This is a genomic window from Kurthia sp. YJT4 (genome assembly GCF_030219945.1).
Lineage (GTDB): Bacteria > Bacillota > Bacilli > Bacillales_A > Planococcaceae > Kurthia > Kurthia gibsonii.
On record NZ_CP126689.1, the window covers coordinates 645,744 to 659,251 of the forward strand.

At 37.7% G+C, this 13,508-nt stretch carries 12 protein-coding genes and 1 pseudogene; 10 read left to right on the forward strand and 3 right to left on the reverse strand.

Features of this window, described 5'->3' with window-relative positions:
• Nucleotides 1-80: 80 nt before the first annotated feature.
• The 3 genes and pseudogenes from aceB to QN089_RS03070 form a co-directional block, all read left to right on the forward strand.
• Nucleotides 81-1,676 carry a malate synthase A gene (gene aceB, locus QN089_RS03060; RefSeq protein WP_068455229.1) on the forward strand — a complete coding sequence of 532 codons (1,596 nt, stop codon included), beginning with the start codon at nucleotides 81-83 and terminating at the stop codon, nucleotides 1,674-1,676.
• A gap of 308 nt (nucleotides 1,677-1,984) precedes the next feature.
• A complete protein-coding gene (locus QN089_RS03065) occupies nucleotides 1,985-2,644 on the forward strand; it encodes a potassium channel family protein (RefSeq protein WP_068455227.1) in 660 nt (219 codons plus the stop codon).
• 306 nt (nucleotides 2,645-2,950) lie between these two features.
• A pseudogene (locus QN089_RS03070) lies at nucleotides 2,951-3,163 on the forward strand (transposase); the annotation flags it as partial.
• 119 nt (nucleotides 3,164-3,282) lie between these two features.
• Here the strand turns inward: QN089_RS03070 and rnjA are convergent.
• Both rnjA and QN089_RS03080 read right to left on the reverse strand, forming a co-directional pair.
• The gene (rnjA, locus tag QN089_RS03075; RefSeq protein ID WP_087682400.1) at nucleotides 3,283-4,950 is read right to left on the reverse strand and encodes a ribonuclease J1; all 1,668 of its coding nucleotides are present in this window, start codon (nucleotides 4,948-4,950) and stop codon (nucleotides 3,283-3,285) included.
• Nucleotides 4,951-4,954: 4 nt separating this feature from the next.
• Nucleotides 4,955-5,164, reverse strand: a complete 210-nt coding sequence (locus QN089_RS03080; RefSeq protein WP_068455218.1) for a DNA-dependent RNA polymerase subunit epsilon — start codon at nucleotides 5,162-5,164, stop codon at nucleotides 4,955-4,957.
• 404 nt (nucleotides 5,165-5,568) lie between these two features.
• On the opposite strand from QN089_RS03080, the gene QN089_RS03085 reads away from it, so the two are divergent.
• Nucleotides 5,569-6,354: a Cof-type HAD-IIB family hydrolase gene (locus QN089_RS03085; RefSeq protein ID WP_285215936.1), complete on the forward strand. Its 786-nt coding sequence runs from the start codon at nucleotides 5,569-5,571 to the stop codon at nucleotides 6,352-6,354.
• A gap of 53 nt (nucleotides 6,355-6,407) precedes the next feature.
• Here QN089_RS03085 and def read toward each other — a convergent pair whose 3' ends face one another.
• A complete protein-coding gene (gene def, locus QN089_RS03090) occupies nucleotides 6,408-6,965 on the reverse strand; it encodes a peptide deformylase (protein WP_285215937.1) in 558 nt (185 codons plus the stop codon).
• A gap of 353 nt (nucleotides 6,966-7,318) precedes the next feature.
• On the opposite strand from def, the gene pdhA reads away from it, so the two are divergent.
• The 6 genes from pdhA to QN089_RS03120 all read left to right on the forward strand — a co-directional run bounded on the left by pdhA (nucleotide 7,319) and on the right by QN089_RS03120 (nucleotide 13,455).
• Nucleotides 7,319-8,431, forward strand: coding sequence for a pyruvate dehydrogenase (acetyl-transferring) E1 component subunit alpha (gene pdhA / locus QN089_RS03095; protein ID WP_068455209.1), 1,113 nt, complete (start codon nucleotides 7,319-7,321; stop codon nucleotides 8,429-8,431).
• A 3-nt stretch (nucleotides 8,432-8,434) separates the two neighbouring features.
• On the forward strand, nucleotides 8,435-9,412 hold the full coding sequence (locus QN089_RS03100) for an alpha-ketoacid dehydrogenase subunit beta (RefSeq protein WP_068455206.1): 978 nt from the start codon (nucleotides 8,435-8,437) through the stop codon (nucleotides 9,410-9,412).
• A gap of 26 nt (nucleotides 9,413-9,438) precedes the next feature.
• Nucleotides 9,439-10,740: a dihydrolipoamide acetyltransferase family protein gene (locus QN089_RS03105; protein ID WP_285215938.1), complete on the forward strand. Its 1,302-nt coding sequence runs from the start codon at nucleotides 9,439-9,441 to the stop codon at nucleotides 10,738-10,740.
• 4 nt (nucleotides 10,741-10,744) lie between these two features.
• Nucleotides 10,745-12,160, forward strand: a complete 1,416-nt coding sequence (gene lpdA / locus QN089_RS03110) for a dihydrolipoyl dehydrogenase (RefSeq protein WP_068455198.1) — start codon at nucleotides 10,745-10,747, stop codon at nucleotides 12,158-12,160.
• Between the two features lie 170 nt (nucleotides 12,161-12,330).
• Nucleotides 12,331-13,113 carry an SDR family NAD(P)-dependent oxidoreductase gene (locus QN089_RS03115; protein WP_068455195.1) on the forward strand — a complete coding sequence of 261 codons (783 nt, stop codon included), beginning with the start codon at nucleotides 12,331-12,333 and terminating at the stop codon, nucleotides 13,111-13,113.
• Nucleotides 13,114-13,251: 138 nt separating this feature from the next.
• Nucleotides 13,252-13,455 (forward strand): hypothetical protein, encoded by a 204-nt coding sequence (locus tag QN089_RS03120; protein WP_087682403.1) that lies wholly within the window; start codon nucleotides 13,252-13,254, stop codon nucleotides 13,453-13,455.
• The last annotated feature ends 53 nt before the right edge of the window (nucleotides 13,456-13,508 follow it).

Here is a 13,508-nt window from a genome sequence, read left to right on the forward strand (position 1 = left end):
TATGGGATTTATGACAATAGTAAATCGCTTACAACCATAGCTCTTTTCTAAAATTAATGAAAAACTGGGAGGAAGAGAATATGCAACAGACATCCGCAAACATTCGTGTTTTAGGGCCACAAGACGAAGTAACAAAAGAAATCTTAACACCTGAAGCACTGCAATTTATTGCATCACTTCAAGTGAAATTCAATGACCGTCGTTTAGCCCTATTAGAAGCACGTCAAGAACGTCAACGTGAGTTAGATAACGGTGGCACATTAGATTTCTTAGAAGAAACAAAAGAAATTCGTGAATCGGATTGGACAATTGCACCTTTACCAGCTGATTTACAAGACCGTCGTGTTGAAATTACAGGCCCTGTTGATCGTAAAATGGTCATCAATGCTTTGAATTCAGGCGCAAAAATGTTCATGGCTTGTTTTGAAGATGCTACTTCACCAACATGGGAGAACATGATTCATGGACAAAAGAATATGAAAGATGCTATCGCTAAAACAATCTCATTTGAGAATCCAGCGAATGGTAAAAAATATGCTTTAAAAGAAGAAACAGCTACATTACTTGTACGTCCACGTGGTTTACACATGAACGAAAAGCATGTAGAAGTGGATGGTTCACCAATGTCTGCTAGCTTCTTTGACTTCGGTCTATATTTCTTCCACAATGCAAAAGCTGCATTAGAGCGTGGAACAGGTCCATATTTCTACTTACCAAAGTTAGAAAGTTACTTAGAAGCACGATTATGGAATGATGTATTCAACTATGCAGAAGAAACATTTGATTTACCGCATGGCACAATCAAAGCAACTGTATTAATTGAAACAATTACAGCAGCATTCCAAATGGATGAAATTCTTTATGAACTACGTGACCACTCTGCTGGTTTAAACTGTGGACGTTGGGATTACATCTTTAGTTATATCAAGCGTCTACGCAATAAAGGTGAAGTGATTTTACCAGACCGCGGTCAGGTAACGATGACATCACCATTTATGAGAGCGTATTCAACGCTATGTATTAAAACATGTCATAAGCGTAATGCACCTGCAATGGGTGGTATGGCTGCACAAATTCCAATTAAAAATGATCCAGAAGCTAACGAAGCTGCATTCCAAAAAGTGCGTGAAGATAAGCGTCGTGAAGCAACAGATGGTCATGATGGTACATGGGTAGCGCATCCTGATTTAGTTGCTGTTGCGATGGAACAATTTGATGAGCATATGCCAACACCGAACCAAATCGACCGTAAACGTGACGATGTTCATGTAACAGCGGCTGATTTATTAGAAGTGCCAATTGGAACGATTACAGAAGAAGGTCTGCGCATGAACTGTAGCGTAGGTGTTCAGTACATCGCCTCTTGGTTACGTGGAAACGGTGCTGCACCAATCAACCACCTGATGGAAGATGCAGCAACAGCAGAAATTTCACGTACACAAATTTGGCAATGGATTCGCCATGCAGACGGTAAGCTTGTAACTGGCGAAGATATTACAGCTGAATTATTCAAACAGATCTTAGCTGAGGAACTAGATGTTTTAAAAGAGCAATTTGGCGAAGAACAATATAATGCTGGTAAATTTAATGAAGCAGCAGAAATTTTTACAGACTTAATCTTACAAGATGAGTTTGAAGAGTTCCTAACAACTTCAAGTTATAAAAAAATAGCTTAATTCATACATTAATCTAACACTAAAAAACAGCTGACCCTGAAATGATTCTTATATAGCGTGTTCTTTTAGATTAATGTCACCCTAACAACACGCTATATGTATATAATGATTGCGATGAAAAAACTACGAATTTTTTGAGCTACGCCTCACCAACGTGGTCCATTAACAAACAAACTCCTATAAAGATAAAGAGAGAGACTGCTACAGACATGGCAGTCTCTTTTCGTATGGGCTATTGTATTGTGGTTTTAAAGATTTTTGATAGAATAAGATGAGATAGGTAGTTTCGAGAAATCGGAGGAATAAACATGAAAAAAGAGTTCGTAGTCATTGGACTAGGACGTTTTGGTGGTAGTATCGTAAATGAACTAGTGAACCAGGGCGCAGATGTGATGGCGATTGATAAGTTTGCAGAGCGTGTAAATGAATTCTCAAAAATTGCGACGCAAGCTGTCATGGCAGATACAACAGATGAAACGGTACTAAAACAACTCGGTATTCGAAATTTCGAGCATGTGATTGTGGCAATTGGTGATGACATTCAATCGAGTATTTTAACGACTTTAATGTTAAAAGAAATCGGTGTGCAGAAAATTACGGTAAAAGCACAAAATGACTATCATGAAAAAGTGTTACGAAAAATTGGCGCAGATCATGTTGTGCATCCAGAACGCGATATGGGTATTCGAATCGCCAATAATATGATGTCAAATAACGTTTTAGACTATCTAGAACTATCAGACGAACACTCAATTATGGAGATTAAGGCCAATCGTTTACTCGCTGGACATACGATTATTGGATTAGATATTCGTGTACGCTATGGCATTAACATTGTAGCGATTAAGCGCGACCAAGATATTATTGTGTCACCTGCAGCAGATGAAAAAATCATTGAAGGCGATATTTTAATCGTTATTGGTGCAGATGCGGATATTAGTCGTTTTGAGAAAAAGATGTTGAACTAAAGGAGAAGCTAGGACAAAGCCCTAGTTAAAAGCAAGACAGGCTGGGACATAAGGACAAAAAACACATCTTATATGAGCATAAAAAAACTGGAATCGCGCTGTAGCACGGTTCCGGTTTTTCGTTGCGAACGCTAAAAAAGGAAAATGACATGTTTTGTCCCAGCCTGTTTTTGGTCTGTCTGCGGATATTCTGCTCGTGCTGTTCCCACAGAAGTAACACACGCCCAGCCAAAACAACGTACCAATACGATTCAACACGTACGGATAAGACAGGATTTACACGCCATTTTAAAATATATACATGTGAATACGCATTGGGAAGAACAGAAGAAAATAATTCAAGCGATGCTTTCAGAGGTAAAGATAGGCACCATTTATCGAAAACGAAAAATCGATGTGGAACCAGTTTTTGGATTTTTGAAGGCGAATTTAGGTTTCACTCGATTTTCACTTCGTGGAAAATCGAAGGTCCGAAATGAAATTGGACGTACCTTAATGGCGACCAATCTAAGAAAGTATGCGATGAGAGGGTAAAACACTACATCACGTATGAAAAAAATCACACAAAAAAGGAGATTGTGTAGGCAATCTCCTTTTTGTGTGACTGAAAGCGATTTATGTCCCAGCCTCTTTTCTATTTAGACTTCCATAATGATTGGTAAAACCATTGGACGACGTTTTGTTTTTTCGTATAGGTAAGGTGTTAACACATCAGTAATCTCATTTTTCAAATCTGACCACTGTGTTGTTTTTTCCTTAACTGATTCTTGTAGATGACGATTTAGCATTTGTTGTGCTTCATTAATCATCATACCTGACTCACGCATGTAAACGAAGCCACGTGAAATGATATCTGGACCTGATACGATACGTTGGTTTTCCATATCAACACTTACAACAACAATCACAAGACCTTCTTCTGAAAGAATACGACGATCACGTAATACGATGTTACCAATATCACCGATTCCGTTACCATCGATGTACACATCACCAGAAGGAATGCGACCAGCAACATGTGCCTCATCAGAACTTAATGCAAGAACATCACCGTTCTCCATAATGAAGATATTCTCTTCAGGTACGTCACAATCAACAGCAAGGCTTGCATGCATACGAAGCATACGGTACTCACCGTGGATTGGCATGAAGAATTTAGGCTTCATTAAACGTAACATTAATTTTTGTTCTTGTTGAGAACCGTGACCAGATGTATGAATGTTATTCAATGAACCGTGAATAACATCTGCACCTGCGCGATAAAGTAAGTTGATAATCTTATTCACGCTTGTAGTATTACCTGGAATTGGTGAAGAAGAGAAAATCACTGTATCATCAGGTTGAATTTGAATTTGACGGTGTGTACCATTTGCAATACGAGATAGTGCTGCCATTGGTTCACCTTGAGAACCCGTACATAAAATCATCACTTCATTCGCTGGAAGGCGATTTAAAGTTTGTGCGTCAACAAATGTTTCTTTTGGAGCTGTAATGTAGCCAAGTTCACGACCAATCGTGATGGCATTATCCATACTACGTCCGAATACAGCTACTTTACGACCGAATTTAGCCGCAGCATCTGTTACTTGTTGTAAACGATGAATATTTGATGCAAATGTTGCAAAAATAATACGACCATCTACTTTACGCATGATCTCATCAATGCTTTCGCCGACTTTACGTTCAGACATTGTAAAGTTAGGAACCTCAGCATTTGTACTATCAGATAGTAGGCATAGTACGCCTTCTTTACCGATTTCAGCCATTTTCGTTAGGTTGGCTGGTTCTCCAACAGGTGTGAAATCAAATTTGAAGTCACCTGTATGCACGATATTACCAGGAGGTGTTTTAACGACTACACCTAAAGCATCTGGAATACTGTGAGTTGTTCTAAAGAAACTAACAGATGTTTTTCTGAATTTGATAACATCTTCTTCTTTAATTTCGATTAATTTTGTTGTGCGTAGTAAACCATGTTCGTCTAATTTATTACGTAATAAACCAAGTGCTAGTTTACCACCATAGACAGGAACATTAATTTGGCGTAATAAGTAAGGAATACCGCCAATATGATCTTCATGACCATGCGTAATAAAGAGACCTTTAATTTTATCAACATTTCTAACAAGATAAGTGTAATCAGGGATTACATAGTCGATGCCTAGTAGGTCATCTTCTGGAAACTTAATTCCTGCGTCAATCAGAATGATTTCATCCTGAAATTGAACCGCATACGTATTTTTGCCGATTTCGCCCAGTCCGCCAAGTGCGAAAACAGCTGTTTGGTCATTTTTGACGAATTTCATCTACTTAGAATTGCTCCAAGTGGAAGTTTTCGCTTGCTTGTTCATACTCTAGGTAATTACCCTCAAGCAATTGAATTAATTCGATGTTGTAGCCACGATCAGCTAGCAGTGCACGTACTTCACGTGGATCTGCTGCTTCAAGATATAGGCTTTTAGTATTTTCGCGAACTGGAACTTGAAGCTGGCTTTCTTGATAATAAACTTTGTAGATCATTTTATTTGCTCTCCTTTAACACGTTCAAAATATGTTGCATTTCTTATATATTATCATGACACCAATATAAAATAAAGAAAACCCCGATAAAAATTGCATTTCAGGTTTGGATGTCAAAAGGAAGAGAGATCAGACTCGAAGTACATCAAGTCCCATCTCTCTTCATCACTAAGCTACCGTTTTCTTTTCGAGTAAGCCACGAAGCCTTTTCAACAGTCGTTTTTTAAGACGTTTAAACATGGCGTATCACTCCCTAGTTATAGTATAAGTGATAACGACATGAGAGTAAAGTTATTTAACTTGACATATAATAAGGAAGAAAGAGTGAGAACAACAAAAAAGCTTAGAGTGTGTTAGAATTAAGAACATATAAAAGTATGAGTAGTTAGGGAGGAGTTTAGGAATTGAAGAAAAAGTTATTATTTTTTGATATAGACGGTACACTCTATAACACATCAAAAAAAATTCCTGAAGCAACAAAGAAAGCAATTGAAGAGACAAGAGCAAATGGGCATGAAGTAGCCATCGCAACAGGGCGCTCTCCGTTCTTTTTAAAAGAAGTAAGTGAAGAGCTAGACATTGACAGCTACGTTAGTTTTAATGGTCAATTTGTCGTTTATCAGGGGAAAACAATTTCTAAACGTCCAATCCCAGCAGATGTACTTGAACGACTTGCAACAGAAGCAGAAAAAGATGGGTATCCAGTTGTTTATTTAGACGAGCAACGTATGACATCGACAACAGAATATGATGATCACGTAAAAGCAAGTATGGATTCATTATTCTACCCAATGCCTGAATACGATTTGAATCACTGGAAAGAAGCGGATATTTATCAAGCGCTTCTGTATGTTCCAGAAGAAGAAAAACCACGTTATTTAAAGGCTTTTCCAGAGTTAGCATTTATTCGTTGGCATAAGTATTCAGATGATGTAATCAATCATGATGTGTCTAAAGCATATGGCATTGAACAATTTATTCAACATACTGATTTTACGTTAGCAGATACAATGGTCTTTGGTGATGGGTTAAATGATATTGAAATGCTTGAACTTGTTGCAAAAGAAGGTACGAGTGTTGCAATGGGGAATAGCCCTGAGCGTGTAAAAGAAGCAGCGAGCATTGTAACAGAACATGTAGATGAAGATGGCTTATCAAAAGCAATGCGTCGTCTAGGTCTTTGCAAATAATGAAGAAAAGAGGAATCGCACGATTGAAACGAGCGATTCCTCTTCTTTTATAATTATGCTTCCTCTAAAGGATGTGAGTTAGGTGTCTCATAAAAAGGATTTTCCTTATTGATTCGATCATAGAACATAACACCATTTAGGTGGTCTAGCTCATGTTGGAAAGCAATTGCAGGAAGATTTTTCAAACGCACTTTTTTCTCTACGCCATCTAAGTCTTTATATTTTACAGTAATGCGTTGTGGGCGTGGAACGTATCCAGGTACATCACGATCAACTGATAGACAACCTTCGCCGCCAGGAAGATATGTTTCTTCTACAGAATGACTGACGATTTTCGGATTGACGATGATTTCGCTTAACATCTCACCATTGTCTTTTGGTACATGTAGGGCAAACATGCGAATTGAACGATTTACTTGTGGTGCTGCAATGCCGATTCCTGAACGCAGCTCATACTTTTCAGCCATTTCAGGATCTTGGCTATTGATTAAGAATTCAAGTAATTCTTCACCGAATTCACGTAATTCGTCTGTCAGAGGAAATGGTACTTCCTCTGCTTTCATGCGAAGTGTCTCATGCCCTTCGCGAATAATATCTTTCATTAAAATCATGGTAATCTCCCTTTCCAAACAATATCTATTCATAAGTATATAACAATACGCCAAATCAGCAATAAAAAAAGCCCGACAATCCAATATTCTCCATTGTTTCACTCGTATGTGGGGTGGGAATAATCAAACGTATAGGCTCGTATCTGTGCTACATTAAAACCAGAAAAAACCATCTGTATTATAATACAGGTGTATTAAAATATATAATACAGTACCTAAAAGAAAATAATATGACAAAACAGTGAATTAAGTGATTGACGTATGAAAACGAATTCAGTATACTGAGAACAGATATAGTTGTACTAATGATTTTGGAATTTTAAATAATACAGTTACAAAGGAGATGTAAGAGGATGACTTCAAACAATAACCTTTTTGATCCAGTAAAAAACTTACAAGAAATTGAAGAGAAGTTTGAAATGGTTCAAATTTTAAATGAAAATGGCGAAATCGTAAATGACGCTTTAGATCCTAAATTATCAGATGAAGAGTTAGTTGAATTAATGTCACGTATGGTATTTACACGTATTTTAGACCAACGTTCAATCTCTTTAAATAGACAAGGACGCTTAGGTTTCTATGCACCTACAGCTGGACAAGAGGCATCACAAATTGCATCACACTTTGCACTTGAAAAAGAAGATTATATTCTTCCTGGTTACCGTGATGTGCCACAAATTGTATTACATGGTTTACCTTTATGGAAAGCGTTCCTATGGTCACGCGGCCATTTCGTAGGTGGTCAAATTCCTGAGGACGTAAACGTATTACCACCACAAATTATTATCGGTGCACAATACATTCAAACTGCTGGTGTAGCACTTGGTATGCAAAAACGCGGTAAAAAATCAGTTGCTGTCACATACACTGGTGATGGTGGTTCATCACAAGGTGATTTCTACGAAGGTATTAACTTTGCTGGTGCATTCAAATCACCTGCAATTTTCATCGTACAAAATAACCAATTCGCGATTTCAACACCACGTGCTTTACAAACATCTGCAACAACAATTGCACAAAAAGGTGTAGCAGCTGGTATTCCAAGTATTCAAGTAGATGGTATGGACCCATTAGCAGTATATGTAGCAACACGTGATGCGCGTGAACGTGCAGTAGCTGGAGAAGGCCCATCATTCATCGAAACTGTATGTTACCGTTACGGCCCACATACAATGGCTGGTGATGATCCAACACGTTACCGTTCATCAGAAACAGATAGCGAGTGGGAGAAAAAAGATCCTGTTGTTCGTTTCCGTAAATACCTTGAAGCAAAAGGCATTTGGAGCGAAGAAAAAGAAACTGAAGTAATCGAAAAAGCAAAAGAAGAAATCAAAGCAGCGATTAAACAAGCAGATGGCGTACAAAAACAAAAAGTAACAGATTTAATTTCAATCATGCATAAAGATGAACTTCCATATAACTTAAAAGAGCAATATGAAATCTACAAAGAGAAGGAGTCGAAATAACCGATGGCACAAATGACAATGGTTCAAGCAATTACAGACGCTTTAAGATGTGAGTTAAAAGACAATGAAAACGTGCTCGTTTTTGGTGAGGACGTTGGTGTAAACGGTGGGGTATTCCGTGCCACTGAAGGTCTTCAAAAAGAATTCGGTGTCGATCGCGTATTCGATACACCACTTGCAGAATCAGGAATTGGTGGTTTAGCAATCGGTTTAGCACTTCAAGGTTTCCGACCAGTGCCAGAGATTCAATTCTTCGGCTTTGTATATGAAGTAATGGATTCAATTTCAGGTCAATTAGCACGTATGAGCTACCGTTCAGGCGGCGCATTAAATGCACCTGTAACAATTCGTTCACCATTCGGCGGTGGTGTACACACACCTGAAATGCACTCAGATAGTTTAGAAGGTTTAATGGCTTCACAACCAGGTTTAAAAGTAGTTATTCCTTCAACACCATACGATGCAAAAGGATTATTAATCTCATCTATTCGTGATAATGACCCTGTTATTTTCTTAGAGCATTTAAAATTATACCGCTCATTCCGTGAAGAAGTTCCAGAAGAGTCATACACAATTCCACTTGGAAAAGCGGATGTAAAACGTGAAGGTACAGATTTATCAATCTTTGCATACGGTGCAATGGTTCAAGAATCATTAAAAGCAGCTGAAGCATTAGAAAAAGATGGTTACTCAGTAGAAGTAGTAGACTTACGTACAGTTCAACCACTTGATATTGAAACAATTATTGCATCTGTTGAGAAAACAAATCGTGCAATCGTTGTACAAGAAGCACAAAAACAAGCAGGTATTGCAGCAAATGTTGTAACTGAAATTACAGAACGTGCAATTCTAAGTTTAGAAGCACCTGTATTACGTGTAACAGCACCAGATACAATTTATTCTTATCCGCAAGCAGAAGCAGCTTGGTTACCAAATTATAAAGATGTTATGGCAACAGCGAAAAAAGTTTTAACATTCTAATCATAAAAAAGGAAGGGTGAAGCAACATGGCATTTGAATTCCGATTACCAGATATTGGAGAGGGAATCCACGAAGGTGAAATCGTTCAGTGGTTTGTCAAACCAGGTCAAGAAGTAAAAGAAGACGATATTTTAGCAGAGGTTCAAAACGATAAAGCGGTTGTTGAAATTCCATCTCCTGTGGACGGTACGATTTTAGAAGTTTTAGTAGAAGAAGGTACATTAACAACTGTAGGTACAGTTCTACTGAAAATTGATGCACCTGGATATGAAGATCTTCAATTAAAAGGTCATCATGATGAAGAAGAGGAAGAAGAAGAAACACCAGCAAAAGAAGAGGCTCCAGTAAAAGAAGAAACTGTAGAAAATTCAAAAGCACCAGAGATTGTTGAACCTTCAAATACTTCAAAACGTGTCATTGCTTTACCATCTGTTCGTAAGTTTGCACGTGAACAAGGTGTAGATATCTCTGTAGTAGAGGGAACAGGTAAGAACGGACGCGTAACAAAAGAAGATATTCTAAATCATGGTAAACAACCAGCAGAAACAGCTGTCGCTTCTGAAAATACAGAAGAAACTACTCAAGCACCTGAAGTAGCTTCAACTCCTGTAAACTTAGAAGGTGAATTCCCAGAAACACGTGAAAAAATGTCTGGAATTCGTCGTGCGATTGCAAAAGCAATGGTAAATTCAAAACATACTGCACCACATGTAACATTGATGGATGAAGTAGATGTTACGAATCTTGTTACACATCGTAAAAAGTTCAAAAATATTGCAGCTGAAGAGGGTATTAAGCTAACATATTTACCATACGTGGTAAAAGCTCTAGTAAGTACCCTACGCAAATTCAAAGAATTCAATCGTTCGTTGGATGACGCAACAAACGAAATCATTCAAAAACATTATTACAACATTGGAATTGCAGCAGATACAGAACGCGGATTGCTAGTTCCTGTAATTAAACATGCTGATCGTAAATCAGTGTTTGCGATTTCGGATGAAATAAATACACTTGCAGAAAAAGCGAGAGATGGTAAACTAGCACCTAATGAGATGCAAGGTGCTTCATGTTCAATCTCAAATATTGGTTCAGCTGGTGGTCAATGGTTTACACCTGTTATTAATCATCCAGAGGTTGCAATTTTAGGTATTGGACGTATTGCAGAAAAACCTGTAATAAAAAATGGTGAAATTGTAGCCGCACCTGTGTTAGCATTATCATTGAGCTTTGATCATCGTATGATCGATGGTGCCACTGCGCAAAACGCTATGAATCATTTAAAACGTTTGTTAAGTGAGCCAGAATTATTATTAATGGAGGCGTAATATCATGGTAGTAGGAGATTTCCCAATCGAGACAGATACAATAGTAATTGGAGCAGGCCCTGGTGGATACGTTGCAGCAATTCGTGCAGCACAATTAGGACAAAAAGTAACAGTAATCGAAAAAGAATACGTAGGTGGCGTTTGTCTAAACGTTGGTTGTATTCCATCAAAAGCTATGATCTCTGTAGGTCATCGTTTTGTTCAAGCAAAAGAATCTGATGACATGGGTGTAATCGCTTCAGAAGTTAAATTAGACTTCGCTAAAGCGCAAGCATTCAAAGAAAGCGTTGTTAAAAAATTAACTGGCGGTGTTTCTGGTTTATTAAAAGGTAACGGTATTGAAGTGGTTATGGGTGAAGCATACCTAAACGACACAAATTCTTTAACTGTTGCAACTGAATCAGGTTCTCAACACTACAACTTCAAAAACTTAATTATCGCTACTGGTTCACGTCCAGTTGAGATTCCAAGCTTCAAATTTACAAAGCGTGTAATCAACTCAACAGGTGCTCTAAACCTAACTGAATTACCTAAGAAATTAGTTGTAATCGGCGGTGGATACATCGGTACTGAATTAGGTTCTGCTTACGCAAACTTAGGTTCTGAAGTAACAATTCTTGAAGGCGGTAAAGATATTCTTGCTGGTTTCGAAAAACAAATGACACAAATCGTTAAAAAAGGTCTTAAGAAAAAAGGCGTTACTGTAGAAGTTGAAGCTTTAGCACAAGGTGTTGAAGAATCAGAAGATGGCGTTAAAGTTACTTATGAAGTAAAAGGCGAAACAAAAACAGTTGAAGCTGATTACGTATTAGTAACAGTAGGGCGTCGTCCAAATACAGACGAAATGGGTCTTGAATCTGTAGGTATCGAATTTGCAGAACGTGGTCTAATCAAAGTTGATAAACAATGCCGTACAAGCGTATCAAACATCTATGCAATTGGTGACGTTGTACCAGGTTTACAATTAGCACACAAAGCTTCTTACGAAGGTAAAGTAGCGGCTGAAGCAATCGCAGGTGAAACGTCAATCGTTGATTACCTTGCAATTCCAGCAGTATGCTTCACAGATCCAGAAATGGCTTCTGTAGGTCTTAACGAAGAACAAGCAAAAGCTGAGGGCTATGAAGTATCAGTAGGTAAATTTGCATTTGGTGCAAATGGTCGTGCATTAGCTCTTAACGAAACAGACGGTTTTGCTAAAATTGTTGCTCGTAAAGAAGACGGTTTAATCCTTGGTGGTCAAATCGTAGGTGTTGGTGCTTCTGATACAATCGCTGAACTTGCATTAGCAATCGAAGGCGGTATGACATTAGAAGACGTAGCAATGACAATTCATGCTCACCCAACATTAGGTGAAATTATCATGGAAGCTGCAGAAGTTGCTTTAGGAACTCCTATTCACATGGTAGCTAAAAAATAAATAGAACATCTTATTTCTAAAAAAATATGTATGTCAAAACACTCACTTTTATTTAGGTAAAGGTGAGTGTTTTTTTTCGTTATTTTAATAAACTGTTGTCTATTTAAAGTAATTATGTAAAATAATGAGTAAAGAGTTTGTTGCGTTTTAGAATTGGGAGGTTCATACGTATGAATTTAGGATTACTTGGAAAGACGGCAATTGTAACTGGAGGGTCGAGAGGAATTGGTTTTGCAACAGCTAAGCAACTTGTAATCGAAGGTGCAAATGTTGTTATTTGTGGTCGTCAAGAAGATACATTAATGGAAGCTGCAAATAAGATTGAAAAAGAAACGGGTCAGCGTGTCCTCGCGATTGTGGCTGATGTTACAAGAAAGTCTGACTGTGAAAAATTAATAATGAGTGCTGTAACTAAATTTAAGCGCATTGATGTATTAGTAAATAACGCAGGCATTTCATCTACGAATGCCTTTATGGATATTTCTGCAGAACAGTGGGAGCAAGACTTAAATTTAAAACTATTTGGTGCCATCAATTGTTCTCAAGCAGCAGTTCCACATATGAAAGAAAGAGGTGTAGGAGCAATTGTCAATGTGACAGCTATTTCTGGAAAAGCAGGTTGGAAACATTCAATGCCTACATCTGTTAGTCGAGCTGCAGGACTTGCTTTAACAAATACAATGAGTAAAGATTTAGGTGAATATGGTATTCGTGTAAATGCGGTCTGCATTGGGTTAATACGTAGTGCGCAAGTAGAACGAAAATGGAAGAAAGAAGCGCCGAATTTAACATGGGAAGAATATAGTAATGAAATGGGACGTGACATCCCACTTGGTCGAATTGGAGAAGCTGAAGAAGCAGCAAAAGCGATTCTATTTTTATTATCTGACGCGGCATCGTATATAACGGGAACATCTTTGAATATTGATGGAGGTAGCTCTCCAGTTCTATAATATTACCATTATATACCTGTTAAAATAATTCTTTAATAGTAATAATATCCATACAAATAAAACAAATTTCCTGTTTTTAGGTTATGATGTTTATTCTTATGTGAGTAGGATAAACATTGGATACAGGGAGGAATTAATATGATGAAATTATTATGGATACCTATTGCTCTATATGTAATCGCAGTTGGGCTGTTTGCTATGGGATTGATTAATCGCCACTCAGATGAGGGTGTTATAGCAAGAGCCTTAGCAGGACAAGGGGTAGCGATTCCAATCTTTTTCTTCGCTCTTCTATTTACTTGGTTCTTTAGTAAAAAAAAGAAGCGTAACGAAGATATGTAAATACATTTAAATTAGTTTAAATATCAAACGAGAAATCAAATGATTTCTCGTTT